The 26,427-nt window shown below is 73.9% G+C and carries 26 protein-coding genes and 1 riboswitch; of the genes, 11 read left to right on the top strand and 15 right to left on the bottom strand.

Translation table 11 applies throughout. The annotated features are described in order from the left end of the window. Positions 1-22: 22 nt before the first annotated feature. Positions 23-556 carry a hypothetical protein gene (locus CK505_RS04670; protein WP_052133013.1) on the bottom strand — a complete coding sequence of 178 codons (534 nt, stop codon included), beginning with the start codon at positions 554-556 and terminating at the stop codon, positions 23-25. 68 nt (positions 557-624) lie between these two features. On the opposite strand from CK505_RS04670, the gene CK505_RS04665 reads away from it, so the two are divergent. Together CK505_RS04665 and CK505_RS04660 are read left to right on the top strand one after the other, a co-directional pair. Further along, on the top strand, positions 625-1,338 hold the full coding sequence (locus tag CK505_RS04665) for an HAD family phosphatase (RefSeq protein ID WP_095650380.1): 714 nt from the start codon (positions 625-627) through the stop codon (positions 1,336-1,338). Continuing rightward, complete coding sequence (locus CK505_RS04660) at positions 1,335-1,994, top strand: HAD family phosphatase (RefSeq protein ID WP_017832591.1); 660 nt, start codon at positions 1,335-1,337, stop codon at positions 1,992-1,994. The genes CK505_RS04665 and CK505_RS04660 overlap by 4 nt, the downstream gene beginning before the upstream one ends. Before the next feature lie 90 nt (positions 1,995-2,084). Here CK505_RS04660 and CK505_RS04655 read toward each other — a convergent pair whose 3' ends face one another. The 3 genes from CK505_RS04655 to CK505_RS04645 all read right to left on the bottom strand — a co-directional run bounded on the left by CK505_RS04655 (position 2,085) and on the right by CK505_RS04645 (position 5,636). Continuing rightward, positions 2,085-3,611 (bottom strand): DEAD/DEAH box helicase, encoded by a 1,527-nt coding sequence (locus tag CK505_RS04655; RefSeq protein ID WP_095650379.1) that lies wholly within the window; start codon positions 3,609-3,611, stop codon positions 2,085-2,087. 362 nt (positions 3,612-3,973) lie between these two features. Continuing rightward, positions 3,974-4,726 (bottom strand): SDR family NAD(P)-dependent oxidoreductase, encoded by a 753-nt coding sequence (locus tag CK505_RS04650; protein WP_017832593.1) that lies wholly within the window; start codon positions 4,724-4,726, stop codon positions 3,974-3,976. 133 nt (positions 4,727-4,859) lie between these two features. Next, positions 4,860-5,636, bottom strand: coding sequence for a type 1 glutamine amidotransferase domain-containing protein (locus CK505_RS04645; RefSeq protein WP_095650378.1), 777 nt, complete (start codon positions 5,634-5,636; stop codon positions 4,860-4,862). Positions 5,637-5,824: 188 nt separating this feature from the next. Here CK505_RS04645 and CK505_RS04640 point away from each other — a divergent pair, with 188 nt between their 5' ends. Further along, positions 5,825-6,220: a hypothetical protein gene (locus tag CK505_RS04640; RefSeq protein ID WP_017832595.1), complete on the top strand. Its 396-nt coding sequence runs from the start codon at positions 5,825-5,827 to the stop codon at positions 6,218-6,220. Positions 6,221-6,354: 134 nt separating this feature from the next. Next, complete coding sequence (locus CK505_RS04635; RefSeq protein WP_095650377.1) at positions 6,355-8,013, top strand: HNH endonuclease signature motif containing protein; 1,659 nt, start codon at positions 6,355-6,357, stop codon at positions 8,011-8,013. 130 nt (positions 8,014-8,143) lie between these two features. Here the strand turns inward: CK505_RS04635 and CK505_RS04630 are convergent, their stop codons facing one another. The 3 genes from CK505_RS04630 to CK505_RS04620 form a co-directional block, all read right to left on the bottom strand. After that, on the bottom strand, positions 8,144-9,019 hold the full coding sequence (locus tag CK505_RS04630) for a D-hexose-6-phosphate mutarotase (protein ID WP_035928282.1): 876 nt from the start codon (positions 9,017-9,019) through the stop codon (positions 8,144-8,146). A gap of 66 nt (positions 9,020-9,085) precedes the next feature. Then, entirely contained in the window at positions 9,086-10,531 is a 1,446-nt protein-coding gene (locus tag CK505_RS04625) for a sodium:alanine symporter family protein (RefSeq protein WP_017832598.1), read from the bottom strand. 155 nt (positions 10,532-10,686) lie between these two features. After that, entirely contained in the window at positions 10,687-11,952 is a 1,266-nt protein-coding gene (locus CK505_RS04620) for a multidrug effflux MFS transporter (protein WP_229587879.1), read from the bottom strand. 152 nt (positions 11,953-12,104) lie between these two features. Between CK505_RS04620 and CK505_RS04615 the strand changes: the two genes are divergently transcribed. Genes CK505_RS04615 through CK505_RS04605 form a run of 3 tightly spaced genes read left to right on the top strand, consistent with a single transcriptional unit; the run spans position 12,105 to position 14,006 of the window. Beyond that, positions 12,105-12,719: a TIGR00730 family Rossman fold protein gene (locus CK505_RS04615; RefSeq protein ID WP_052133009.1), complete on the top strand. Its 615-nt coding sequence runs from the start codon at positions 12,105-12,107 to the stop codon at positions 12,717-12,719. Positions 12,720-12,723: 4 nt separating this feature from the next. Continuing rightward, entirely contained in the window at positions 12,724-13,515 is a 792-nt protein-coding gene (gene trmB / locus CK505_RS04610; protein WP_035928279.1) for a tRNA (guanosine(46)-N7)-methyltransferase TrmB, read from the top strand. After that, positions 13,512-14,006, top strand: coding sequence for a GNAT family N-acetyltransferase (locus tag CK505_RS04605; RefSeq protein ID WP_232035257.1), 495 nt, complete (start codon positions 13,512-13,514; stop codon positions 14,004-14,006). Before trmB ends, CK505_RS04605 begins: the two co-directional genes overlap by 4 nt. 26 nt (positions 14,007-14,032) lie before the next feature. Here CK505_RS04605 and CK505_RS04600 read toward each other — a convergent pair whose 3' ends face one another. The 4 genes from CK505_RS04600 to dnaK all read right to left on the bottom strand — a co-directional run bounded on the left by CK505_RS04600 (position 14,033) and on the right by dnaK (position 18,180). Then, positions 14,033-14,473 carry a heat shock protein transcriptional repressor HspR gene (locus CK505_RS04600; protein ID WP_017832603.1) on the bottom strand — a complete coding sequence of 147 codons (441 nt, stop codon included), beginning with the start codon at positions 14,471-14,473 and terminating at the stop codon, positions 14,033-14,035. A 1-nt stretch (position 14,474) separates the two neighbouring features. Further along, complete coding sequence (locus CK505_RS04595; protein ID WP_095650375.1) at positions 14,475-15,500, bottom strand: DnaJ C-terminal domain-containing protein; 1,026 nt, start codon at positions 15,498-15,500, stop codon at positions 14,475-14,477. 164 nt (positions 15,501-15,664) lie between these two features. Further along, positions 15,665-16,327 (bottom strand): nucleotide exchange factor GrpE, encoded by a 663-nt coding sequence (locus tag CK505_RS04590; RefSeq protein ID WP_035928271.1) that lies wholly within the window; start codon positions 16,325-16,327, stop codon positions 15,665-15,667. Beyond that, positions 16,324-18,180, bottom strand: coding sequence for a molecular chaperone DnaK (gene dnaK, locus CK505_RS04585; RefSeq protein ID WP_031282565.1), 1,857 nt, complete (start codon positions 18,178-18,180; stop codon positions 16,324-16,326). The genes CK505_RS04590 and dnaK overlap by 4 nt, the downstream gene beginning before the upstream one ends. 325 nt (positions 18,181-18,505) lie before the next feature. Between dnaK and CK505_RS04580 the strand changes: the two genes are divergently transcribed. From CK505_RS04580 to CK505_RS04565, 4 genes are all read left to right on the top strand, one after another. Beyond that, positions 18,506-20,479, top strand: coding sequence for a BCCT family transporter (locus CK505_RS04580; RefSeq protein WP_255250888.1), 1,974 nt, complete (start codon positions 18,506-18,508; stop codon positions 20,477-20,479). Between the two features lie 84 nt (positions 20,480-20,563). Further along, positions 20,564-21,091 (top strand): low molecular weight protein-tyrosine-phosphatase, encoded by a 528-nt coding sequence (locus CK505_RS04575; protein WP_095650373.1) that lies wholly within the window; start codon positions 20,564-20,566, stop codon positions 21,089-21,091. Beyond that, on the top strand, positions 21,088-21,681 hold the full coding sequence (locus CK505_RS04570; RefSeq protein WP_017832609.1) for a uridine kinase: 594 nt from the start codon (positions 21,088-21,090) through the stop codon (positions 21,679-21,681). The genes CK505_RS04575 and CK505_RS04570 overlap by 4 nt, the downstream gene beginning before the upstream one ends. Before the next feature lie 29 nt (positions 21,682-21,710). Further along, positions 21,711-22,592, top strand: a complete 882-nt coding sequence (locus CK505_RS04565; RefSeq protein ID WP_095650372.1) for an aminotransferase class IV — start codon at positions 21,711-21,713, stop codon at positions 22,590-22,592. Between the two features lie 8 nt (positions 22,593-22,600). On the opposite strand, the gene CK505_RS04560 is transcribed toward CK505_RS04565, so the two are convergent. From CK505_RS04560 to CK505_RS04545, 4 genes are all read right to left on the bottom strand, one after another. Beyond that, the gene (locus CK505_RS04560) at positions 22,601-23,398 is read right to left on the bottom strand and encodes an energy-coupling factor transporter transmembrane protein EcfT (protein WP_109244097.1); all 798 of its coding nucleotides are present in this window, start codon (positions 23,396-23,398) and stop codon (positions 22,601-22,603) included. Beyond that, positions 23,395-25,182, bottom strand: coding sequence for an ABC transporter ATP-binding protein (locus tag CK505_RS04555; RefSeq protein ID WP_255250887.1), 1,788 nt, complete (start codon positions 25,180-25,182; stop codon positions 23,395-23,397). The genes CK505_RS04560 and CK505_RS04555 overlap by 4 nt, the downstream gene beginning before the upstream one ends. Further along, positions 25,179-25,799: an ECF transporter S component gene (locus CK505_RS04550; RefSeq protein ID WP_017832613.1), complete on the bottom strand. Its 621-nt coding sequence runs from the start codon at positions 25,797-25,799 to the stop codon at positions 25,179-25,181. The genes CK505_RS04555 and CK505_RS04550 overlap by 4 nt, the downstream gene beginning before the upstream one ends. A 90-nt stretch (positions 25,800-25,889) precedes the next feature. Next, positions 25,890-26,009, bottom strand: a riboswitch (TPP riboswitch). 137 nt (positions 26,010-26,146) lie between these two features. Beyond that, entirely contained in the window at positions 26,147-26,425 is a 279-nt protein-coding gene (locus tag CK505_RS04545) for a DUF4235 domain-containing protein (RefSeq protein ID WP_017832614.1), read from the bottom strand. Between the last annotated feature and the right edge of the window lie 2 nt (positions 26,426-26,427).

Genomic DNA, 26,427 nt, shown 5'->3' with positions numbered 1-26,427 from the left:
CGGACGGGGCGGGCCGGGCGGGTCACAGCCCCTGCCGGTCCAGGATCTCGTCCTCGTTGAGCGGCTCCCCGCGCTGGACCCGGCGGGTCCGGCGCAGGTCGGTCGCGGCGAGCACCACGGCGGCGGTCGCCAGGACGAACGAGAGGATGCCGAGGGTGTTGGCGAACCCCGCGGACAGGCCCAGGTGGACGGGGTCGGCGGCCCGGGTCAGCACGGACGCGCCGGCGCCGTCCACGCGGTCCGGGAGGACGGCGCCGAAGCCGAGGAGCACGGCCCATGCGGCGAGCACCGTCAGCGAGGACCGCAGGGACGCCCCGGCAGGGACGTGGGCGCGGGCGTCCCGGCGCAGCAGCACCCCGGCCACCACGAGCAGCGCGGTCAGCGGCAGGGCCAGCGTCAGCGTGTAGAGCAGCACCAGGTCACCGGCGGCGCCGGCCAGGCCGCGGCCCACGGCCACCCACACCCCGAGCAGCAGGGCCGCGGGGACCCCGAGGACGGGCACGGCGCGCTGCAGGACGGCGGGACGGTGCGGCACGCGGTCGAGGGCTGTTTCCACGCTCGCCAGTCTATCGACGGGCCTCCCGCCGGAGACCCGCCCGCGGGCGCCCCGGTAGGCTGGAGCGCATGCCCTCCCCCGGATTCCCGCACGCCGTCCTCTTCGACCACGACGGGACCCTCGTCGACACCGAGCCGCTCTGGGACCGCGCCAAGCAGAACCTCGCCGCCGAGCACGGACGGCTCTGGACCCCCGAGGACTCGCTCGCGACCCTGGGCCGGCCGGTCGCCGCGACGATCGACCGGCTGCAGCGGGTCGGCGTGCCGCTCGGTCCGGACGAGCTGTTCCGGGCGGTCTTCGAGCACAGCGTCCGCGTCCTGGAGGACACCGAATTGACCTTCATCGACGGGATCGCGGAGCTCCTCGAGGAGCTCTCGGCCGCGGGGATCCCCGCGGCGATCGTCACCAACGCGAGCTCGGCGATGGGCCACCACACCGCGGCCACCGCCCCGGAGGACCTGTTCCAGGTCGTCATCGGCACGGACGAGTACGCGCAGGGGGTCCGCCCCAAGCCGGACCCGGACGCCTACCTCACGGCGGCGCGCCGCCTCGGGGTCGACCCCCACCGGTGCGTCGTGGTCGAGGACTCCCCCGCCGGGGCCGCCGCGGGCGTCGCGGCGGGCATCCCCACGGTGGTCGTCCCCGGCGAGCTGGAGGTCGAGCGCGGCCCCGGGCTGCTGCACCTGGGATCCCACCGGGAGCTGACCCTGGAGCTGCTGCGCTCGCTGGACCCGCAGTCCCCGTCGTCGCCCTTCCACCCCGTGCAGGAGACCCGGCCGTGAGCGCCCCCGACTTCCCCGCCGCCGTCCTGTTCGACCACGACGGCACCCTCGTGAACTCCGAACCGCAGTGGGCCGTGGCCAAGCGGGCGGTGGCCGGCCGGTACGGCGTCGGCTGGAGCACCGAGGACGACCTCGCCACGCTGGGCCGGACGGTGCCCGCGTCGGCGCGGCTGATGGTCGAGCGCGGCGCCGAGGGGACCGTCGAGGCCATCACGGCCGAGCTCGGGCGGGAGGTCGCGGCCTCGCTCACGGGCGAGGTCCCGTTCCTGCCCGGCATGCGCGACCTGCTGGCCGAGCTCGAGCGGGCCGGCATCCCCGGCGCCGTGGTGACGAACGCCCTGACCGTGGTCGCGGAGGGCACCGCGTCCGGGGCGCCCGAGGTGCTGCGGGTGGTCGTCTCGCAGGAGGACGTGGAGCACGCCAAGCCGCACCCGGAGCCCTACCTGCTCGCGGCGCGGCGGCTGGGCGTGGACCCGGCACGGTGCGTGGCGGTCGAGGACTCGCAGACGGGGGCGGCGAGCGCGGCGGCCGCCGGGATGCCCGTGGTGGTGGTGCCCGGGGAGCTGCCCGTGGAGCCCGCTCCCGGCCTGGTGCTCGTGGACGCCCACACGGACGTCACCCTGGAGTTCCTGCGCGGGCTGGGTCCGGCCGTCTGACGAGGTCCACCACGACGACGAGGGCCCGTTCCCTGCCGTCCGCGCTATGCGGGGCGGCAGGGAACGGGCCCTCGTGCGAGGTGCCTAGGCTCAGCGGGTCGCGGTGCCCTGGGGGGAGGACGCGCGGCGCGGGCTCCGGGTGCGGCGACGGGCCGCGGCCTGGGTGGAGCGGTCCGGCGCGGACTCGGTCGAGTACGCAGGCGCCGCGGAACGGCTGGGCGCGGCCGAGCGGGCCGGTGCCGCCGAGCGGGAGGCCGAGCCGTTGCCGGGGCGGGAGCCGCCGCGGCTGCCGGTCTCGCCGCGCTGGTCGCGGGAGGCGCTGCGCGGCTGCTCGGAACGGTTCTGTCCGCCGCGGCCGCGGTTGCCGCCGGAGCCGGCACGGCCACCGGAACGGCCGGCGCCGGAGCGCTGACCGCTCGCCGGGCGGCCCTGCGCCTGGACGGGCGGCGCCACGTAGGCGACCTTGTCGGCGAGCTCGCCCACGAGCGCCGTGACGGCCGGGGAGCCGACGGTCACGGTGTCGAAGTTCGCGGTGACGCCCGCGGCCTTCATGAGCTGCGTGACCTCGCGGCGCTCCTCCTTGGTGGCCACCGTGACCACGGAGCCGGAGGCGCCGGCGCGGGCGGTGCGCCCGGAGCGGTGCAGGTAGGACTTGTGCTCGGTGGGCGGGTCGATGTGCACGACCAGCTCGACCTCGTCCACGTGCACGCCGCGGGCGGCGACGTCGGTGGCGACGAGCACGCGCACGTCACCGGCGGAGAACTGGGCCAGGTTGCGGTCGCGGGCGTTCTGGGACAGGTTACCGTGCAGGTCCACGGCGGGGATGCCCATCTGGCTGAGCTTGCGGGCCATCTTCTTGGCGCGGTGCTTGGTGCGCGTGAACATCACGCGGCGGCCGGTGCCGGAGGCCAGGGCCTCGATGAGCTCCTGCTTCTCGTCCGCGTCCACGACGAGCACGTGGTGGTCCATGGTGGACACGGAGGCCTGCGGGGCGTCCACGGAGTGCTTGACCGGGTTGGACAGGAACTGCTTGACGAGCTTGTCCACGCCGCCGTCGAGCGTCGCGGAGAACAGCAGCCGCTGGCCGCCCTGGGGGGTGCGCTTGAGGATGCGGGTCACCACGGGCAGGAAGCCCATGTCGGCCATGTGGTCGGCCTCGTCGATGACCGTCACGCGGACGTCGTCGAGCGTGAGGACGTTCTGCTTCAGCAGGTCCTCGAGCCGGCCGGGGCAGGCGATGACGATGTCGGCGCCCTTGGCGAGCGCCTTCTCCTGGTTGCGCTGGGAGACTCCGCCGAAGATGACGGTGGTCGTCTGCCCGGCGGCCTCGGCCAGCGGGGCGATCGCGCGGTCGATCTGGGTGGCCAGCTCGCGGGTGGGGGCCAGGACCAGGCCGGTGGGCCGGTTGGCCCGCCGGGCGGCGCGGGCGCCGTTGCCGGTCAGTCCGGCGAGCCGGGACACGAGCGGCAGCGCGAACGCCACGGTCTTGCCCGAGCCGGTCTTGCCGCGGCCGAGCACGTCGCGGCCGGCCAGCGAGTCGGGGAGGGTCTTCTCCTGGATGGGGAACGCCTGCTCGATGCCCTGCTGGGCGAGGACGGCGGAAAGGGCCTTGGGCACGCCAAGGTCGGTGAAAGTAGCCAAAACTGGGATACGTCTTTCGATCGGATGTCCCGGCAAGGGGGTAGCGCGCCGGGTTGCGCCGAATGACTCCTGGAGCCCCTGCGAGCGGGCTGAGACCGTCTGGAACGGTGCCACGCTGGAAGAAGAACGGGGTGCTCGACGCCTGCCTGCTCACCCGGGAACGGGGAGCAGTGCCATATGCAATACGCCTCACCCTACAGCACCGGCGGCACGCCACCACCCGGATGTGGCGGAGGGCACGGCCGCGCCCTGACGGCGCCGGGCCCACCGCGCCGGTGCGGGACGCGGCGACGCGTGCACGCATCCGGCGCCGGTGCGGTGGGTCCGCGGTGCGGGGACTACAGCGCGGTGTAGCCGCCGTCGACCAGGTAGTACCCGCCCGTCATGAAGGAGGCCTTCTCCGAGAGGAGGAACGTGGTCAGGGCGGCGACCTCCTCGGCGCGGCCCAGCCGGCCGAGCGGGTGCTTGGCGGTGAGCCCCTCGAGGACGGACGCCGGCGCGGTCCTGAGCAGCGGGGTGTCGATGTAGCCGGGGCCGACGGCGTTGATCCGCACCCCGCGCCGGCCGTACTCCACGCCGGCCTGCTTGGTGAGCCCGACCACGCCGTGCTTGGCGGCGGTGTAGGCGCTGTTGCCCGCGGCCACGGCCACGGTGCCGTGCACGGAGGCCATGTTGACGATCGCCCCGCCGCCGGCCTGCTCGATGGCGGGCAGCTGGTAGCGCATGCCGAACATGACGGAGTGCAGGTCGATCTGCACGGTGCGCACCCACGCGTCGAGGTCCGACTCCCCCACAGCGTCCGCCGCGCCGGCGACCCCGGCGTTGTTCACCGCCAGGTGCAGGGCGCCGTAGGTCTGCTGGGCGAACTCGACCGCGGCCTCGCAGTCCTCGGGCTTCGCCACGTCCTGCCGGAAGCCGGCGGCGTCGCCGCCGGCGGCCATGATCGCCTGGACGACGTCGTCGATCCGCCGGGTGTCGATGTCCGTGACGACGACCTTGGCGCCCTGCGCCGCGAGGTCCTTCGCGCAGGCCTCGCCGATGCCGGAGGCGGCGCCGGTGACGAGCGCGACCTTGTCCTTGAGGTCAGCCATGTGGTTCTCCTGCCGTGTGTCCGCTGGGCCGGGCCGGACGGCCCGACGCTCCCAGTCTGTCCGGAAACGCCGGGGCCCGCGAGGGGTGGCACGGGCGCCGCCTGCCGTGCCGCCCCTCGCACCGGACGGAGGCTCAGCCCTCGGCGTCCTCGGACTTCTCGGCGTCGTGCGCCTGGCGCAGCGCGGCGGAGTCCGCCTCCTGGGCGGCCTTCTGCTCGCGCACCACCTCGGTCAGGAGCTTGGTCATCTCCTTGGCCACGCCGGCCGCGGACTGCGGGTTCTGCCCGGTGACGAGGCGGTCGTCCACGACGACGTTCTCGGTCCAGTTCGGCGCGGTCCGCACGTCCGCGCCCTGCTCGACGAGCTTGTCCTCGAGCAGGAACGGGACGACGTCCGACTTGCCGACCTCGTCCTCCTCGGCGTTGGTGAACGCGGCCACCCGGCGTCCCTCGACGATGCGCAGACCGTTGGCGAGCTCGACGTCCACGAGCCCGGCGGGTCCGTGGCAGACGGCGCCGACGACTCCCCCGGCGTCGTGCACGTCGGCCACCAGCGCCTGCAGGTCCGCGTTGCCCGCGAAGTCCCACATGGTGCCGTGCCCGCCGACGAGGTAGACCGCGTCGTACTGGGCCGGGTCGACCACGCTGATCCGCGGGGTGTTGTAGAGGGAGGCCCGCACGGTCTCGTCCTCGAGGTACTGCCGCTGCACCTCGTCCTCCTCGTCCTTGCCGTCCTGCGGGGGCTGCCCGCCGGCGATCGAGGCGAAGTCGACGAAGTAGCCGGCGTCCCGGAACACCTTCCACGGGTGGGCGGCCTCCCCCACGAAGTAGCCGGTGGGCTCCCCGGTGTCGCCGAGGGAGTCGTGGCTGGTGAGAACGAGCAGAACCTTCTTCATGGTCTCGATGTCCATGTCTGTCCTTCCGTCGGGTGGCGGGACGCGGAGGGCGTCCTGCGAGCGGGTGGCCAGCCTAGGCGGCGGGGGCCGCCCCCGGGGCCGGTGTTCGCTCCCGGCCCCTCCTGCACGGAGGGCGCGCTCCCTCCCCTGATAGGGTCGTTGACGACTCAATGACCCTGTTCGCCCTCCTGAAAGGACCGACCATGAGCCTCTCCAACGCGATCCTGCGCGGCGTCTCCGGCGCCTACCTGCTGCAGTCCGGCTACGGCAAGAAGGACCTCCCCACGGAGGCCGCCGCGGGTCTCCAGCAGTTCGCCGCCACCGGCGTCCCCCAGTTCGAGGAGTGGGACGCCGACACCTTCGGCAAGTTCGTGGCGTACTCGGAGATCGGCATCGGCGCCGCCCTGCTGACCCCGTTCGTCAACAAGCGCCTCGCGGGTCTGGCCCTCGGCGCGTTCTCCGCCGGGCTGCTCGCGATGTACTTCCGCAACCCCGAGATGACCCAGGAGGACGGCGTCCGCCCGTCCGAGGCCGGCACGGGCCTCTCGAAGGACGCCTTCCTGGCCGCGATCGCCGCGGCCCTGGTCGTCTCCAAGTAGGCACGGCCCCGCAGGACCCCACGGGTGCCGCCCGTCAGCACGGACGGGCGGCACCCGTTCTGCATTCCCGGTGGCCTTTCCGGAGTCCTACTCCGAAGTCCTAGGACGTCCGAGGTGCCCGGGAGAATGGGCCCATGACGACGACGGCGCACCGCCGGGCCCGTCCTGCTCCGGGTCCGCACCGAGCCGCTCCCGCCGGGGAGCGGGTGCTGGACGCCGGCGTCCGGGCCGAGGTGCGGGCGGTCGTCGGGGAGCTCGTGGACTCGGCGGCCGCACAGGCTCGGGAGGCGGGGCGCCAGCTGCGCTGCATCGTCCGGCTGTGGCTGCTGGCCTGGGAGGACCGCGAGATCGACTGGGTCTCCACGGCAGGGCTGATGCCCTACGAGGCCGATGAGCTCGTCTGCTCCCTCCTCGAGACCGAGGACCAGATGGTGCGTGATCTCGCCGACGAGATCGGCCCGGCGCTGCGCCTGCCCGCGGGCACGGCCCTCGGGCGCGTCCGCGAGGCCCTCGTGCTCGGGCTGCACCTGCCCGAGGTCCTCGAGGCGCTGGAGGCGGGCCTCTTCAGCGCCCGGCACGCCTCGGTGATCGCCGACCAGTGGCGCGAGCTGGTCGAGGACGTCCCGGCGGGCCAGGAGGCACCGTCCGCCGTCGTGCAGCGGCTCGCCGCCGAACTGGTGGAGCGGGCTCCGCACTGCACGGTGGCGCAGCTGCGCGCGTGGGCCCGGCGCCGGCGCGCGGCGCTGCTGGCCAGGACGCAGGAGGCGAGGCACTGGGCGGCCCGGGCCGGACGCCGCGTGTGGGTCGAGCACGGTGAGGACGGCATGGCGTGGCTGCACGCCCTGCTGGACGCACCCACGGCGCTCGCGGTTCAGGACCGGCTCGACACGCTCGCGTCGCTACTGGAGCCCGTGGAGGAGACCGCCCGCGCGGGGACGGGGCGAGAGCCGGACCGGTGCGGCACGGCGCAGTTCGGTCCAGTGCAGTTCGGTCCGGTGCAGTGCGGTCCAGTGCAGTTCGGTCCGGAGGAGGATGGCCCGGACGGGTTCGCGCCGGGTGCCAGGACTGCCCGGACGGACGCGCAGCTGCGGGCGGACGTCCTCACCGATCTCCTGCTGGAGGGGGAGCTCCCCGACGACCCCGGGTTCCCGCGCGGTGTGCGCGGCCGGGTCTGCGTGACGGTCCCCGTGCTCACGCTGCTGGGGTGCCGCCCCGGCGGCCCGGCCACCGGCGTGCCCGCGGACGCCCCGGTGCTCGAGGGTCACGGCCCGATCAGCGCGGACGTCGCCCGGGAGCTGGCCGCCGGTGCCTCCTCGTGGCATCGCGTGCTGACCCATCCCGTCACCGGAGCCGTCCTCGACCACGACCGCACCACCTACGCGGTGCCCGCTGATCTGCGCCGCCGGCTGCGGCTGCGCGACGGGACCTGTCGTTTTCCGGGGTGCCGGCGGCGGGCCGAGCGCTGCGACCTCGACCACACGGTGGCGTGGCAGGACGGCGGCCGGACGGCTGCGGACAACCTGGCCCACCTGTGCCGCCACCACCACCTCGTCAAGCACCGCCGCGGTGCCCTCGGCCGCTGGTCGGTGCGGCAGCCGGGGCCGGCGCCCGTCGGCGGAGTGCTCGAGTGGACCTCACCGGCCGGACGGACCTACCGGACCGTGCCGGACCCCTCGGCCGGTGCCACATCGGTCGGTGCCACGTCGGGCGGTGCCACATCGGGCGGACCGGTCCCGGATGTCGGGGAGCGGGGCAGCTCCGTGCCCGAGGACGCAGACCCTCCCCCCTTCTGACCGCCCGACCGAGCGCACGCACGGTGCGGGTGGCGCTGGGCGTGCGGCCTCCCGGTCGGTGCTGCCGCGGGACACGGGCGCGGACCGGCCCTCCGACAGCGCTGTGCCGAGCGCCGGACGGTCCCGAGGATCAGGCGGGTGGGCGGCCCGGGTCCTCCGCCGTGGTCTCCACCGACAGGCGGTAGCCCATGCTGTGGGTCTCCTCGGGCTCGAGGTGCACGGCGTCGGCGTGGGTGTTGGCGCCCTCCACGCACACGAAGTCCGTCCATCCGTCCGGCCCCACGTCGGGCATCGCCGCCGCCGTCTCCGCCCCGGGGTTCCACACCACGGTGGTGCCGGAGTTCTTCTTCCGGATCCGCAGCACCCGCCCCAGCACGGGGTCCACCACGGCGACGTCGCCGGTCGAGCGGTACACCCGGTCGGTCTCGCCGTCGAACCGGAGGTCCCCCTCCTGGACGCAGTCCTCCCGGTCCAGGACCTTGTCGCGGTAGGACGCGCCGTCCAGCCCCTCGACCCGGATCTTCCGCACGTCCCCCACCACCAGATAGGCGTGCAGGGCCTCCTCGAAGTCGAACGGGCGCTCACCGGTGTTGGTGACGCTCAGCTCGAGGGACAGCTCGGTGCCGAAGCGCACCACGCAGTAGGCCTCGAACTGGTACGGGAACTGCTCCTGGTGCGCGGGCTCGGTGACGTCCGCGTCCGAGAGCCGGTAGACGATCATCGCCTCGTGGTCCGAGGACTCGCGCGACTCGACGTGCCACGGGAGCGTGCGGGCGAAGCCGTGCTTGGGCTCGCGCCCGCCCTCCGCCCCGTCCGCGAACCAGGGGAAGCAGATCGGGACACCCCCGCGCACGGGCTTGCCCGTCTCGAGCGCGGTGCTCGGGGACAGCCACAGCACCGGGGCGTGGCCCGTGGGGATCCAGTCGATCACGTGCGCGCCCTGGTCGTGGACGGCGCCGGTGGCGTCCGCGCAGGAGAACAGGCGGGGCTCGGGGAGTTCGCTCATGCCCCTCAGGCTAGACCGAGGGCCCGGTCCCCGTCAGGAGGCCGGGCCCTCGTGCGCCGACAGCCGTCAGACGCCGGTGCGCTCGTACGAGTCGATCGCTCCGGGATGGCCCTCCATGAACGCGTCGACCTGGCGGCGGTCCGCCCGCAGCTTGGGGTCGTGGTCCAGGTAGTGCCTGGTCTCGCGGACGACCAGCCCGGAGAGGAGCAGCAGCCCGAGGAGGTTGGGCAGGGCCATGAGGCCGTTCATCACGTCGGCGAAGTTCCACACCACCGCCAGCGGCACGGTGCAGCCCACGAACACGACCAGGGAGAACACGACCCGGTAGGGCATCACGGCCGGCCGGCCGAAGAGCCGCTCCATGCACCGCTCGCCGTAGTAGGCCCACCCGAGGATCGTCGAGTAGGCGAACATCACGAGCCCGATGGTGACCACGTAGTGGCCCCACTGCCCGGGCAGGCCCTGGCTGAAGGCGTCGCCGGTCATGGTCGCGGCGAAGTCCGCCCCCTGCTCCCAGACCCCGGTGGTGATGAGCACGAGTCCCGTGCAGGTCACCACGATGATGGTGTCGATGAAGGTCTGGGTCATGGAGACCAGCCCCTGGCGGACCGGGTGGGTGGTCTGGGCCGCGGCCGCTGCGATCGCGGCCGATCCCATGCCGGACTCGTTGGAGAAGATGCCGCGGGCCACGCCCATCTGCACGGCCAGCATGATCGCCGATCCGGCGAACCCGCCGACGGCCGCCGTGCCGGAGAAGGCGTCGGTGAAGATCAGGACGACCGCCTGCGGGATGGCCGCGACGTTGACGACGAGGATGAACAGGGCGCCCAGGACGTAGAAGAGGATCATGACGGGGACGAAGCCCGCCGTGACCTTCCCGATGGACTTGATCCCGCCCACGAGCACGGCGAGCGTCAGCACGGCGAGCACCACACCGGTGATCCAGGTGGGGACGCTGAACGAGCTCTCCAGGTTGGAGGCGATGGAGTTGCCCTGGGTCATGTTGCCGATGCCGAACGCGGCCAGCGCGGCGGCGACGGCGAAGAAGATCGCCAGGAACTTGCCGAACCCGTTGCGGATGCCGCGCTCCAGGTAGTACTGCGGGCCGCCGGAGATCTCACCCTTGGCATCCGTGGTGCGGAACCGCACGGCCAGGAACGCCTCGGAGTACTTGGAGGCCATGCCGAGCAGGCCGGTGACCCACATCCAGAACAGGGCGCCGGGCCCGCCGATCGAGATCGCGGTGGCCACGCCCACGATGTTGCCGGTGCCCACGGTGGCCGCGAGCGCCGTGGTCAGCGCCTGGAACTGGGAGACGTCGCCGCCGCGGGCGTCCGCGTCCTTGCGGTCGAACAGGGCCAGTCGCAGCGCGGAGCCCAGCTTGTGGAACTGCAGCCCGCCCAGCCGGACGGTCAGGTACAGACCGGTGAGCAGCAGCAGGGGGATGAGGACGTAGGGCCCCCAGATGATGCCGCCCAGCTCGCCGAGGGCAGTCTCGATGGTTTGGAGCATGTGTTCTCCCGTGGGTGTCGGGTGGATCAGGAATCGGGCCGGAACGGGACTGTGACCTCGGTCTCGGCAGAAGGCATCTAATCACAGGTCCGCTGCTCCCCCGGTCAGGGACCGATGGATCGGCCACAGTGTGGCTCCTGCCCGTTTCCGCCCGGTTACGGGCCGGACGGGGCGGCGGGGCCCTCCGGCGCCCGCCGCGAGAGGCGGCGCGCGAGCAGCACGGCTCCCGCGGCGAGCAGCGAGCACACCGCCATGGACACGGCCATCGGGACGGCGGTGTGCTGACCGGCCAGGCCGGTCAGCGGGCTCACGAGCCCGCCCAGGAGGAACTGGACCAGTCCGAGCACCGCCGACCCGGCCCCGGCCCGGCCCGGGACCCGGCCCTGGGCGAGGGCCACGGCGTTGCCCATGACGAAGCCGATGCAGGTCTGGCTCACGAAGAGGTGCGCCAGGGTGGTCCACCCGGTGATCCCGGCCAGCACCAGGCCCAGGCCCACCACGTTGACGGCGGCCATGACCACGATCGCGGTGCGGAGGATCGTGCCGGGCTCGACCCGGTCGACGAGGCGGGTGTTGACGACCGCGCCCAGGATGGAGCCGCCCGCGTTGACGGCGAACACCACGGAGTAGCCGAGCGCCGAGTAGCCGAGCACGTTCTGCAGCACGAAGGAGGAGGCGGAGATGTAGGAGAACAGGGCGCCGAACGCGAGTCCGAAGGCGAGGGCGTAGGCCATGAAGGACGGGGTGCGCAGCACCCGCCAGGACCCGGTGACGACGGCGCCGACCCCGCCGCGGTGGCGCCGGTGCGGGGGCAGGGTCTCGGGGACCACGAGCACGGAGCACGCCAGCATCAGCAGCCCGAACGCCGCGAGCACCCAGAACACGGTCTGCCACGGGGCCACCGTGGCGATCACCCCGCCCAGGAGCGGGGCCACCACCGGGGCGAGGGAGGTGATGGTCGCGAGGACCGAGAACAGCTTCGCGGCCCCGCGGCCGGAGGCGATGTCCGAGACCACCGCGCGGGCGATCACGACGCCGGCCGCCCCGGCGAGTCCCTGCACCGCGCGCAGGACCAGCACCGTCCCGATGGTCGGGGCCAGGACCACGGCGACGGAGCTGAGCAGGAACAGCGCGTTGCCGGCCACCATGAGCCGGTGCCGGCCCAGCACGTCGGACACGGGCCCGAGCAGGAACTGCCCCACGGCCATGCCGACCATGTACGTGGTCAGCGTCAGCTGCACCGCGGAGGCCGACGCCCCGAAGTGCCCGGCCATGGCAGGCATCGAGGCCAGGTACATGTCCGTGGCCATCGGGCTCACCGCGCTGAGGATCCCCAGCGCCGCCACCAGCACCACCCGGTCCTTGCCGCCGGAGAGGCGCAGGCGGGAGCGCACGGGGTCGTCGGGCGGCGATGAGCTCACGGGAGGTCCTTCGGCACGGGTCGGCAGGGCGGGCGCGGGGCGCGCCTCATGCTATCGACGCCGCGACGTGGCGAAGGACGAGGGACAGACATGCGGGGCGAGGACGAGGATCGGGGATGAGGGACTGCGACTGCGACAGCGACAATGTCCTCATGAGACTCGCCGTGTACACCGGGGCATCCCTCGGCTCCGACCCCCTGTTCCCCGAGGCCGCCCGGGCCTTCGCCACCACCCTCGCCCGCCGCGGCGTGGGCGTCGTCTACGGCGGCGGCCACGTGGGGCTGATGGGCGTCGTCGCCGACGCCGCCCTGGCCGCCGGGGGCGAGGTGGTCGGGGTCATGCCGCAGTCGCTCGTCGACGACGAGACGGCCCACACGGGGCTGACCGAGCTGCGCATCGTCCGGACGATGCACGAGCGCAAGGCGGAGATGGCCGCCCTCGCCGACGGGTTCGTGGCCCTGCCGGGCGGCCTGGGCACCCTCGAGGAGATCTTCGAGGCGTGGACCTGGCTGCAGGTGGGGGTGCACGCCAAGCCGGTCGGCTTCCTGGACGTGGCCGGCTACTGGAGGCCCCTGCTGGACGCGGTGGCCTCGATGTCCGCGGCCGGTCTCGTGCGCCCCGAGTACCGGGACGCAGCCGTGGTCGCCCAGGACGCCGACGAGCTGCTCGCCCGGTTCGCGGCGTGGGAGGCGCCCCGCCGGCGCTGGTCCGAGCCGCCCGTTCCCGGCGCCGACGCGCCCGCCGTCCGCCCAGCCCCTAGGATGTAGGGCGATGAGCGAGCACACCCCTTCCCCCGCCGAGGGCCCCGCACAGGGCCCCGTCCCCGAGGCGTTCCACCGCCGGCCGTACTCCTTCGTGCGCCGCGGCGACCGCCTCACCGCCCGCCGCCAGAAGGCCTGGGACGACTGGGCGCCCACCCGGGTGCTCGACGTCCCGCGCGTGCGCACGGACACCTCCGTGCACCCCGACCACGAGTTCGACGCGGCCGCGGCCTTCGGGCGCGAGGCGCCGCTGGTCGTGGAGGTCGGCTCCGGGCTCGGCGAGGCGGTCGTGCACGCCGCCGCCCAGGACCCGGCGCGGAACTACCTCGCCGTCGAGGTGTACAAGCCCGGGATCGCGGACCTGCTGCTCAAGGCGGCCCAGGCCGGGGTGGACAACGTCCGCGTGGCGCAGGCCAACGCGCCCGAGGTCCTGGAGCACATGCTCGCCCCGGCCTCCGTCGACGAGCTGTGGGTGTTCTTCCCGGACCCCTGGCACAAGACCCGCCACCACAAGCGGCGCCTGGTCTCCCCCGCGTTCGCCGAGCTCGCCGCCCGGGTGCTCGTCCCGGGCGGGCTGTGGCGGCTCGCCACGGACTGGCAGGAGTACGCCCTGGTGATGCGCGAGGTCCTCGACGCGTCCCCGCAGTTCGAGAACGTCCACCCGGGCCCGCTCGCCGACGACGAGCACCCGGACACCGGATGGGCCCCGCGCTGGGAGGGACGGGTCCTCACGAGCTTCGAGCGCAAGGCGCAGGAGGCGGGCCGCGTCCCCCGCGACCTCGTCTACCGCCGGACGGCGTGAGCGCCGTCCCCGGCGCGGAGCGGGACGGCTTCGTCGTCGTGCCCCCGGGCGATCCCCGCACGCAGCCGCTGCTCGAGGGCCTGCACCACGAGTACGTGGAGCGCTACGGTCCCGAGATCGGGGCGGAGGAGATGGCCGAGCACCCCGTCGACGACTTCACCGCTCCCGCCGGAGCGCTCCTGCTCCTCCTCGAGGGCGGCACGACGGTGGGCGGCGGCGCGTTCCGCCGGCACGACGACGCCACGGCGGAGCTCAAACGGGTGTGGACCGCCCCGGCGCACCGCCGGCGGGGGATCTCGCGGCGGGTCCTGGCCGAGCTCGAGCGGCTCGCCGCCGCGGCGGGCTACCGGCGCATCCACCTCACCACGGGCAGCCGCCAGCCGGAGGCGGCCGCCCTGTACCGCAGCAGCGGGTACGTCCTGCTGCCCGGGACCGCCCGGGTCTATCCGGGCGGCGTGTACGACGTGGGCTTCGAGAAGCACCTGCGCTGACCGCCCGGCCCGGGCGCCGGTGCGGCTCAGCGCTCCTGCTGGCGCGGCGGCCGGTACAGCACCACGGCCTGCGAGATCTTGCGGGCCCGGGGGCGGGCGCCGCGGGCCATGCGCACCACGTCCCCGCCGACGCCGGCGGCGAAGATCCGCGAGGACTCCTCGGCCCGGTCCCGGGCGTCCTCGAGCTCCCGGGACAGCTCCGCCACCCGCGACCGCAGGGCCGCGACCTGGTTCTCCAGCTGGAGGATGCGCCGGATGCCCTCGAGGGACACGCCCTGCTGGGACAGCACCTGGATCTGCTGCAGCTTCTCGATGTCGCGCTGCGAGTAGCGGCGGGCGCGGCCGGGGGCCCGGGACGGCCTGACGAGGCCGAGCCGGTCGTACTGGCGCAGCGTCTGCGGGTGCATCTCCGCGATCTCCGCGGCCACGGAGATCACGAACAGCGGCTGGTCGGCGTCCAGTGCCATCTCACACCCGTGCCTTCTCGGCCAGGCGGGCCCGGGGGTCCTCGTCCGCGGTCGCCTCGGCGAACGCCCGGGCGGCGGCCTGCGCCTGCTCGTCCAGCTCGGCCGGCACGTGCACCTCGACCGTCACGATCAGGTTGCCCGTGCCCTTGGCCGTGCCGAACCCGCGCCCCTTGACGCGGAAGCGCCGGCCCGAGGATGTGCCCGCCGGGACCTTCACGCGCACGGTGCCGCCGTCCAGCACGGGCACCTCGATGGTGGCGCCCAGGGCCGCCTCGGGGAACGTGATCGGCACGGTGACCTCGACGTCGTCCGTGCCCTCGACGCGCCGGAAGAAGGGGTGCGGGGTCACGTGGACGGTGACGTAGAGGTCGCCGGCGCCGCCTGCACCCGAGTGGCCCTTGCCGGCGAGCTTGAGCTTCTGCCCGTCGCGCACGCCGCGCGGGATCCGCACCGTGGTCTCCTGGCCGTTGCCCCGGCGCAGCTTGACCGTGGTGCCGTGCACCGAGGAGCGGAACGGGATGGTCGTCTCCGTCCGGATGTCCTCCCCGCGCGCCGGCGGGGCCTGGTAGCCGCCGTAGCCGCCCGGCGCCCCGTACCCGGTCTGACCGCCGAACTGGGCGAACAGGTCCTCGAACCCGCCCGGGCCGCCGGGGCCGCCCGCGCCGCCGGTGGAGTAGGTCGTGCGGCGGCGGCGTCCTCCGCCGCCTCCGCCGAAGATGTCGCCGAAGAGGTCCTCGAAGTTGGCCGAGCCCCCGGCGCCGCCGGGGCCGCCGGCGGTGAAGCGCGCCCCGGAGCCCATTGCGCGGATCGCGTCGTACTGCTTGCGCTCCTCGGGGTCGGAGAGCACGGAGTTCGCCTCGGTGATGTCCTTGAACCGCTGCTCGGCCTCCGCGTCCCCCGGGTTCTGGTCCGGGTGGTACTGGCGGGCGAGCTTGCGGTAGGCCTTCTTGACGTCGGCGGCGGACGCGTCCTTGGAGACGCCGAGAATGCTGTAGAAGTCCTTGTCGATCCAGTCCTGGCTGGCCATGACGCCTCCTTTCTGTGGGGCCGGTCGGGGTCCTGCGGAGCAGGACCCGGTGGTGGTCCGGGGGTCGTCCCCGGCGCCGCGGCGCCGGGGACGGGTGGACGGGTCAGGGGAGGCCCGAGGGACGGGCCTCCCCTGACGTCGCCGGGATCAGGCCGGGTCCGGCCTCACTCGGCGACCGCGACGGCGACCTGGGCCGGCCGCACCACGCGCTCGCCGATCCGGAAGCCGGAGCGCAGCACCATCGAGACCTGGTCCGGCTCGACCTCGCTCGTGGGCTGCTGCAGCACCGCCTCGTGGACGTTGGGGTCGAACTTCTCCCCGACCTCCCCGAGGCGCACCAGCCCGTGCCGCACGAGGGTCTCCTCGAGCTTGTTCGCGATCGCCGCGAACGGGCCGTCGGTGAGGTCGCCCGCCTGCCGGGCCGCGTCGATGTCGTCGAACACCGGCAGCAGCGTCTGCAGGAGGTCGCCCGTCACGAAGGTCCGCAGCTGCTCCTTCTCGCGCGCCGTGCGGTGCTTGAAGTTCACGAACTCGGCCTGCAGCCGGCGCAGCTCCTCGAGCCGCTCCTCGGCGAGGGCCGCCGCCGGGGAGTCCTCCGCGGCGGCCGGCGCCGGTGCGGCGTCCCCGGACTCCGCCTCCGTCGACTGTGGCGTCGAGAGGATGTCGTCCACCGTCAGGCCCTCCGGCCCGGCCTCCTCGCGGGGGCCGGCGCCGGAGTCCTGCGCGGACTGCTCGCCGGGGTGCGCGGCGTGGTCGCCGGGAACGCTCCCGGCGCCGTGGTCGTCCGCGTTCTCGTCGGGTCCTGGCGTGGGGTCGGGCATGCTCACTTCTTCTCGTCCTCGTCGTCGACGACCTCGGCGTCGACGATGTCCTCGTCACCGGTGGCACCGGTGGCGCCCGCACCCGGGGCGCCCTCGGCGCCCTCGGTCTGCGACTGCGCGTAGAGGGCCTCGCCGAGCTTGGTCTGGGACTGCTGCAGCTTGTCGTAGGCCGACTTCACGGCGTCCTCGTCCTCGCCCTCGAGCGCCTTCTTCAGGGCGTCGACGTCCGCCTGCACCTCGGACTTGACGTCCGCGGGCAGCTTCTCGTCGTTGTCCTTCAGGAGCTTGTCGACGGAGTACGCCTGCTGCTCCGCGTTGTTGCGCAGGTCGGCCGCCTCGCGGCGCACCCGGTCCGCCTCGGCGTTGGCCTCGGCGTCCTTGACCATCCGGTCGATGTCCTCCTTGGAGAGGGAGGACCCGCCCGTGATGGTCATCGACTGCTCGGTGCCGGTGCCCTTGTCCTTCGCGGAGACGTGCACGATGCCGTTGGCGTCGATGTCGAAGGTGACCTCGATCTGCGGCATCCCGCGCGGGGCGGGGGCGATGCCGGTCAGCTCGAAGGTGCCCAGGTTCTTGTTGTCCCGGGTGAACTGGCGCTCGCCCTGGAAGACCTGGATGGACACGGACGGCTGGTTGTCCTCGGCGGTGGTGAAGGTCTCGGACCGCTTGGTGGGGATCGCCGTGTTGCGCTCGATGAGCTTGGTCATCACGCCGCCCTTGGTCTCGATGCCCAGCGACAGCGGGGTCACGTCGATCAGCAGCACGTCCTTGCGGTCGCCCTTGAGCACGCCCGCCTGGATCGCGGCGCCGACGGCGACGACCTCGTCCGGGTTCACGCCCTTGTTGGGCTCCTTGCCGGCCAGGCGCTGGACGGTCTCCGCGACGGCGGGCATGCGGGTCGAGCCGCCCACCAGCACCACGTGGTCGATGTCGGACACGGAGATGCCGGCCTCGGCGATGACGTCCTTGAACGGCTTCTCGGTGCGCTCGAGCAGGTCCCGGGTGAGCTCCTCGAACTTGGCGCGGGTGAGGCGCTCGTCCAGGTGCACCGGGCCCTCGGGGGTCACGGACAGGTACTGCAGGGAGATGCTGGTGCTGGTCGCGGAGGACAGTTCCTTCTTGGCCTGCTCCGCGGTCTCCTTCAGGCGCTGCAGGGCGATCTTGTCCTTGGACAGGTCCGCGCCGGTCTTCGACTTCACCTGCGCCAGCAGCCAGTCGACCACGCGCTGGTCCCAGTCGTCGCCGCCGAGGCGGTTGTCGCCGGCGGTCGAGCGGACCTGGATGGTGGAGAAGTCGTCCTCGTCCTTGCCGACCTCCAGCAGGGAGACGTCGAAGGTGCCTCCACCGAGGTCGAAGACCAGGATGAGCTCGTCCTCCTTGCCCTTCTCCAGGCCGTAGGCGAGCGCCGCGGCGGTGGGCTCGTTGACGATGCGCAGCACGTTCATGCCCGCGATCTCACCGGCCTCCTTGGTGGCCTGGCGCTCGGCGTCGTTGAAGTACGCCGGGACGGTGATCACGGCGTCGGTGACCTTGTCGCCGAGGTAGGACTCGGCGTCGGTCTTGAGCTTCATCAGGATGCGCGCCGAGATCTCCTGCGGCGTGTACTTCTTGCCGTCGATGTCGGTGGACCACCCGGTGCCCATGTGGCGCTTCACCGAGGCGATCGTGCGGTCCACGTTGGTGACGGCCTGGCGCTTGGCGATGTCGCCCACCAGGGTCTCGCCGTCCTTGGAGAAGGCGACGACGGACGGCGTGGTCCGGTTGCCCTCGGCGTTGGCGATGACGGTGGGCTCGCCGCCCTCCAGCACGGACACCACGGAGTTGGTGGTGCCGAGGTCGATTCCTACTGCACGAGACATGGACGTGTTCTCCTTCGGGTCGAGCTGAACCGGGCGGGCCGTACCGGCCCCGTTGGGGTCCCGGAGGTCTCAGTTCTTGAGTTTTCCTGGCTCAAGTCTGCCACGTGAGCCGCTGATGTCAACTTAAGTTGAGCCACATCGACTCAACCCGGGGTGCCGGGGATGTGAGACGCCGCGCACTCCCTCCCGGCGGGGCAGGACGTCGGATACCGTGGAGTGTTTGAGCCCGTTCCCGCGGGCCACCGCCACACCCCCGGGTCCGCCCCGCACGTCACCGCACGCACCGACACGACACCGCACGCACCCCGACACCTCAGGAGCCACCGTGAGCACCACGCCACCCCATTCGCCGCATCCGTCCAGTGAGGCCGACGGCTCCCGCCGGCCGAAGCCGCGGGAGGTGCTGCGCGAGATCAACTACCCGCACGGCATCCACCCCGCCCTCGTCCCCGGCATCGCCGTCGAGGACCAGAAGCTGCACTACGGCACGGACAAGGTGGTCTTCACCGTCACCGCCGCGCTGATCGTGGGGTTCATCGCCTGGGGCGTGCTCTCCACCGAGTCCCTGACCGCCGCCTCCACCGCGGCCCTGGGCTGGGTCACCGGCAACGCCGGGTGGTTCTTCACGGCCCTGTCCACGGCCGCCGTGCTGTTCATGCTCGTGGTCGGCTTCACGCGGACCGGGCGGATCCCCCTGGGCATGGACGACGAGAAGCCCGAGTACTCCTTCTTCTCGTGGCTCGCCATGCTCTTCGCCGCCGGCATGGGCATCGGCCTGATGTTCTACGGCGCCTCCGAGCCGCTGAGCCACTTCGGCGCGGGCGTCCCCGGCTTCGGGGCGGAACCCGGCTCCGAGGAGATGACCGTCTACGCCCTCGTCCAGACCGCCTTCCACTGGGGTCTCAACCCCTGGGCCATGTACGCCGTGGTCGGCGCGGCCGTCGCGTACGGCGCCTACCGGCGCGGACGCTCCCCGCTCATCAGCCGGATCTTCGTGCCGCTGATCGGCCAGCGGCGCGCCGAGGGCGGCCTGGGCCGGCTCATCGACGTGTTCGCCATCTTCGCGACCCTCTTCGGCACCGCCGCCTCGCTCGGGATCGGCGCGCTGCAGATCTCCCGGGGCCTCGAGATCGTCGCCGGCTGGGGACCGCTCGGCAACGGTGGGCTCATCGCGATCATCGCCGTCCTCACCGCCGCCTTCGTGGTCTCCGCGGTCTCCGGCGTGGCCCGCGGCATCCGCTACCTCTCCAACACGAACCTGCTGCTGGCCTTCCTGCTCGCCCTGTTCGTGTTCGTGGCCGGGCCCACCGTCCTGATCCTGGACCTGGTCCCCGCCGTGTTCAGCACCTACCTGCAGGAGTACCTCTGGATGACCGGGCAGACCGGCGGCTGGGGCGAGGACGCCACCGCCTTCGCCGGCGGCTGGACCGTCTTCTACTGGGCCTGGTGGCTGTCCTGGTCCCCGTTCGTCGGGATGTTCATCGCCAAGATCTCCCGCGGCCGCACGCTGCGCCAGTTCGTGACCGTGGTGCTCGTGGTCCCCTCCTCGATGTGCGTGCTCTGGTTCGTGGTCATCGGCGGCACGTCCATGTACCTGCAGCGCACCGGGACCGACCTGGCCGCCGCGGGCGGCCAGGAGGCCGCGCTGTTCGGCATGCTCGACGCCCTGCCCTTCGGCGCGATCACGTCGGTGCTCGCCATGGTCGTCATCGGCATCTTCTTCGTGACCAGCGCGGACTCCGCGTCCATCGTCATGGGCACGCTGTCCCAGCGGGGCCAGCCCGAGCCGAACCGGCCGATCGTCGTGTTCTGGGGCCTGTGCCTCGGCGGCATCGCAACGGTCATGATGCTCGTGGGCGGCGACGACGCCCTGACCGGGATGCAGAACCTCGTGACCGTCTCGGCCCTGCCGTTCGCGGTGATCGTCGCCTTCCTGATGGTCTCCTTCTACAAGGACCTGCGCAGCGACCCCGCCACGATCCGCCACGCGTTCGCCCTCACGGCGGTGCGCAAGGCCGTGATCCACGGCATCGAGGAGCACGGCGACGACTTCGCCCTCCAGGTGGAGCACGCCCCGGGCGCCCGTGCCGCCGGCGAGACCTTCGACTCCCACGACCCGGCCGTCACCGACTGGTACCGGCGGGTCGATGAGAACGGCGAGGAGATCGACCTCGCCGCGGAGACCGGTTCGAGCTCCGGCCAGCAGGCCGACCAGGAGCGGGAGCGCCCGGACGCCCGTCAGGAACGACTGGACCCGGACGAGCAGCGCCCGCTCGACCCGACCGTCCGCCGGCCCTGACCGGACCCGCGCCGCGCGGCCGTCGCCCCCTCGGGCGGCGGCCGCACTTCTCGTGCCGGGACCGGACGGCTTAGACTGCGCGCTATGTATTCGATCGTGGCCGTGTGCACCGGCAACATCTGCCGCTCGCCCATGGCGGAGTTCGCCCTGCGCCGCGCCTTCGAGGCCGCAGGACTGGCCGGGCGCGTGCGGATCGACTCGGCCGGCGTCAGCGACGAGGAGCTCGGCAACCCCGTGGACCCCCGCGCCGGCGACCTCCTGCGCCGCGCGGGGCTCGACGCCTCCGCGCACGCGGCCCAGGTCTTCGACCCCGTCCGCTTCGGCGACCGGGACCTCGTGCTCGCCCTGGACGTGGTGCACTGGCAGCGCCTGCGGGCGCTCGCACCGGACCGCTCCGCCGCCGCCAAGGTGCGGCTGCTGCGGGAGTTCGACCCCGCCGTGAAGGACCTCGAGCACGGCGACCTGGGGATCTACGACCCCTGGTACGGGGGCCCCGAGGACTTCGAGTCCACCTGGGGCATGATCGACGCCGCCGTTCCGGGCGTGGTCCGCGCCGTCGCCCGGGAGCTCGGCGCCGACCGGGGATCCGCGCAGGACGCCGGGCGCGCGTGATCGACATCGAGCTCGAGCTGGATCCGGCGCTCGCGGCGGCCCACCCCGCCGGCACCAACCTGGCGCGGCTGCTCCCCTCCCCCACCCGCCGCCCCTACCTCATCGGCATCGACGGGCGTTCGGGGGCCGGCAAGACCAGCCTCGCCGAGCAGCTCGCCGCGGTGCTGCGCCCGGTGCGGGACGTGACGCTCTTCCACCTCGAGGACCTCTACCCGGGCTGGGACGGGCTCGGCCCCGGCCGCCGCACCTACGTGGACGAGGTCCTCACGCCCCTCGACCAGGGCCGGGACGCCGAGTGGAGCGCCTGGGACTGGGTCACCGGCTCCCCGGGGACCCCGCGGCTGACCCGTGTGGCGGAGGTCGTGATCCTGGAGGGCGTCGGCGCGTGCAGCGCCGAGGCCCGGGAGCTGCTGGACGTCTCCGTGTGGGTCGAGCTGCCCACCGCCCTGCGCTACGACCGCGCGCTGAGCCGTGACGGCTCCTACTACGCCGAGCACTGGGACCGCTGGGCCGCCCAGGAGGACGCCTACCTGGCGGAGGACCACGTCTGGGAACAGGTGGACATCCTGCACCCCGGCCCGGTCTGCTGAGCCCCGCGGCCGCACCGACAGGAGGATCCGTGACCAGCACCGTCGTCGTCCTCGACGCCGCCCACCCGGAGGGCGTCCTCGCCGATCCGTCCGTCCCGCTCGTGCGGATCGACGACCAGGGGCTCACCCGCGGTGACGGTGTCTTCGAGACCATGCGCGCCGTCGACGGGCTCGTGCAGAAGTTCGAGGCCCACCACCAGCGGCTGTCGGCCTCCGCGCGGCTGGCGCAGCTGCCCGTGCCGTCGGCGCGGGACGTGCGCGGGGCGGTGGAGCTGGCGCTCGCCCACGCCGCCCCCGGCGGGGACGGCGGTCTGGGGGCCGAGCACGCCGTCAAGGTGGTGATCAGCCGCGGCACCCCGGCGGACGGCCCGTGGTCCTGGATCGTGGTGAGCCCCGTGCCGGAGACGACGTTCCGGCAGCGCCGGGACGGCGTGACCGCGGTGCTGCTGCCGCGCGGCCACGACCCCGCCCAGGACGCCGGGTACCCGTGGCTGCTCCCCGGGGCCAAGACGCTCTCCTACGCGATCAACATGGCCGCCCTGCGCCACGCCCGCTCCCTCGGCGCGGACGAGGCGGTCTTCACCACGGAGGGGCGCAGGATCCTGGAGGGCGCGACGTCCTCCGTGGTCTGCGCCCGGGTGCGCGCCGGCCGCCGCACCCTGCTGACGCCGGAGCCCTCGCACGGGATCCTGCCGGGCACCACGCAGGCCAAGATCTTCGCCGCCGCCCGCCGGGACGGCTGGGAGCTCGGCTACGGGCCCCTGTACCCGGCGGACCTCATGGAAGCCGACGCCGTGTGGCTGGTTTCCAGCGTCCGGCTCGCGGTGCCGGTGCGCCGGCTCGACCACCAGCCGCTGCCGGTGGACCCGGACCTGACGAGGCTCGTCACGAGCTGGGTCCAGCAGGCCTGATCCTTCGCTCAGGCCCAGATGAACCGGTGCGTCCCGAGCAGGACGGACACCGCCGGGCCCGCCGCGGCGGCCGCCGCACAGCCCGTGAGGACCGCCGCGTCCCGCCAGGAGTACCCCGGGACGCGGGCCCACGTGCGCGGACCCGCACCGAAGCCGCGGGCCTCCATGGTGACCGACAGCCGGGTGGCCCGTCGCAGGGACTGCACCAGCAGTGTGAAGGCCTGGCCGCCGAACTCCCGCAGCGCGCCCACCGGACCGTGCCCGGACCCCGTCCCGCGCGCCCGCCGCGCCATCGCCAGGGTGGCCCACTCGGAGACCATCACCCCCACCAGCCGCAGCGCGGCCAGGGACGCGAGCACGAAGCGGGCCGGCAGGCGCAGCGTCTGGGCGAGGCCGTCGGCGAGGTCCGTGGGATCCGTGGTGAGCACCAGCATCAGCCCGGGCAGCGCCAGTGCCAGCCCGCGCAGAGCGATCGCCGCCCCCGCGGCCACCGAGCCGGACGAGATCCCGGTGACCCCCAGGTCGAGCAGCACCGGCCCGGTGTCCTCGGCGAGCAGGGCCGTGCCCCACCCGCTCACGAGCGCCGCCACGACCACCGGCCACGCCCGGCGCAGCAGCGCGAGCGGGCGCTGACCGGCCAGCGCCAGCAGCAGCACCTCGCCCAGCAGCACGGTCCCCGACGTCACGGGGTCCGCGCTGAGCAGCAGCACCACGGTCAGCAGCAGCGCCCCGGCCAGCTTGACCACCGCATTCGTGCGCCCCAGCAGGGAGGTCCGGGCCGACGGCGCGATCGCTGCGGCGCTCACCGGACGGGCTCCCGCCGGGCGGGGACGACCCGCACCGCGCCGGCGCCCGGCGCCGCCGGAGCGGCCGTGGCACTCCCGGCCGCGGCCGCGGACCGCACGGCAGGAACGGCCGGCGCCCCTTCCGCCGCCGGTGCCGTGCGAGCGGCGCGGCCCCGCTCGCTCGGGGTGCCCAGCGCCAGCACCTCGGCGCCGAGCGCCCGCACGAAGTCCTCGTCGTGGGTCACGGCGAGGACCGACGTGCCGGCGTCGACGAGCTCCACGAGCAGGTCCACGAGCTCCGCCCACGTCAGGGCGTCCTGACCGAACGTCGGCTCGTCGAGCACCAGCAGGTCCGGGTCCGTGGCGAGCACCGTGGCCACGGACAGCCGCCGCTTCTCGCCCCCGGAGAGGGTGAACGGGTTGGCGTCGGCCAGGTGCGAGAGCCGCAGCCGGCGGAGCAGTTCGTCCGTGCGGCGCTCCCGCTCGGCCACCGGCGTGCCGGCCAGCCGGGGGCCGAGCTCGAGCTCGGCCCGCACGGTGGCCCGCAGGAACTGGTGCTCGGGCTCCTGGAAGACCGTCCCCACACGGGCCACGAGCTCCCGGCCGCTCCACTCGAGCGGGTCGGGGCCCGCGCCTCGGTCGAGGACCGGGTGGGCCCGCACGGTGCCGCGCACGGGGGCGAGCAGACCTGCCAGCGTCAGCGCGAGCGTGGACTTGCCGGCGCCGTTCGGCCAGGTCAGGGCGAGCGCGCGGCCGCGGCGCAGGGTCAGCTCCACGTCGGCCACCGCCGTGGGGAGGTCCCGGCCCGCGGCGGCGTCGTCCAGCGGGCGGCCGCGCCGCCGCGCCCGCCGCCGGGCGCGCAGCTGCCGCGCCGAGGGCTGGCTGCGCGAGACGCCCAGACCGGTGGCGCTCAACAGCGGTGCGCCGTCCGTCCCGGAGCCGGCGGCCCGGGTTCCGGCGGGACCCCCGGCGGAACCGGCACCGGGCCCCGCGGCGGGGCGAGCGGGCGCACGCGTGGCCGGCACCCGGCCGGGCACCCACACCCCCGCGCCGCTGAGCTCGTCGGCCGCGGCGCCGAGCACCCGGCCCGGGGCGCCGTCGTGGGTGATGCCCCCGTCCCGGCCGAGCACGACGACGCGGTCCACGACCTCGGCCCACACGGCGACACGGTGCTCCACGACCACGAGCGTGGCGCCGCTGCGGTCGAGGCAGGACACCACCGCGTCGCGGACCTGCCGCACGCCGGCGGGGTCCAGGTTGGCGGTCGGCTCGTCGAGCAGCAGCAGCCCGGGGCTCATGGCCACGGCGCCCGCGAGCGCCAGGCGCTGCTTCTGCCCGCCGGACAGGGCCGCGGTGGAGTGGTCGAGGGGGAGGTCCAGCCCCACGTCGTCGAGCGCCGCGCGCACCCGCGGCCAGATCTGCTCCCGGGGCACCGCGAGGTTCTCGAGGCCGAAGGCGGTGTCGTCCCCGATCCGGGACAGCACCACCTGGGACTCGGGGTCCTGCTGCACGAGCCCGGCCCGGCCGCGCGCCTGCTCCGGCGGCATGCCGTCGAGCAGCAGCTCGCCGGAGGCGGACTGCCCGTCGTCGTCGTGGAGGACTCCCGCCAGGGCGTGCAGGAGGGTGGACTTGCCCGCCCCGCTGGGTCCCAGCAGGAGCACGCGCTCCCCCGGCTCGACCACGAGGTCCAGGCCGCGCAGCGCCGCCGCGTCCCGCCCGGGGTGGTGCCAGCCGAAGCCGCGGGCCTCGACCCGGGCCCCGCGGCCGGCGGGCACCACGGGGTCCGGGGTCGTGGGAGCCGTCATCGCCGCACGGCCCGCCCCGACGCGAGGCCCTGCAGCACGCCGGTGGCCGCGAGGGCCCGCACCACGGCCTGCATCAGCAGGCCCGCGAGCACCGCCCCGGAGACGGCCGTCAGGACCACGTAGACCACCTGGTGGCTCAGCGCCCACTCGTAGTTGTAGACGATGTTCTCGTGGACGCCGAGGAAGATCCCGCTCACGGCGCCCGCCACGGCCGCCACGAGGGCGTCGAACCGGCGGTACCGGAAGGCGGCGAAGGCCAGTTCCGCGCCGATGCCCTGGACGAGACCGGAGAGCACGACCAGCAGACCGAAGTGGGTGCCCAGGAAGCTCTCGATCACGGCGGCGAGCAGCTCGCAGAACAGCGCGGCGCCGGGCTTGCGGATGATCAGCCCGCCGAGCACGCCGGCCACGAGCCAGCCGCCGGCGATCAGCCCTACGGCGGGCGGGTAGGCGACCGCGGCCGTGCCGACCACGGGGTAGAGCAGGTTCGACCACGCCCAGAAGACGACCGCGCACACGGCGGCGAGGACGGCGGCCACGACGATGTCGACGACGCGCCAGGACGACGCGCGGGACGTGCCGGGGCGGCGGGCGGGGCGGTGGGTGGTGGTGTTCACGGTGGATTCCTCCTGGGCTCAGCGAGCCGTCGGTGCCAGGAGGGGACGGGGTTCCGCGGGCCGCGCCGGTGGCGCGTTCCCGGGGAAGCACCCCTGAGATGCTCGACTCCCTTCGCCGGTGCTAACCGGAGCAGGTTCGAGGGTCTGCGGCGATCCGCACTCTCAGCGCCGCGCCGGTCTCACCGGCGGGGCGCTCCCCTGTCGTTCAGTGGCACCGAGTCTACCCCTCCCCCGCCCGCCCCGTGCACTGCCGGCGCACGGCCGGTGAACGACGCAGGGGCCCGTCCGGCCGGACACCGGTGCGGTGTCCGGCCGGACGGGCCCCTGAGCGAGGTGCTCGCCGGGCCTCAGACCTCGGCCTGGCTCGAGGCCTTGGGGTTCGTCCGCGGCCTGTTCTCCATCTTCGCGATCTGGCGGGAGATGCCGACCTTGATGACGGTGCCCACGAGACCGGTGACGAGCGACCAGATGATGATGCCCGTCCAGGCCTCGTCCGGGTCCGGGTTCTTGGCGGGGGGCGGGTCGCCGGTGATGCGCGTCCACGCCGCGCCGAGCACCTTGTGCGAGAGCGCCACGCCGCCGAGCGAGAGGCCGGTGCCCACGAGTTCGAGGACCTTGGTGTTCATGG

The sequence above is a fragment of the Kocuria sp. WN036 genome (assembly GCF_002287015.1).
GTDB lineage: Bacteria > Actinomycetota > Actinomycetes > Actinomycetales > Micrococcaceae > Kocuria > Kocuria rosea.
This window is presented reverse-complemented; position numbering and strand designations above follow the sequence as displayed.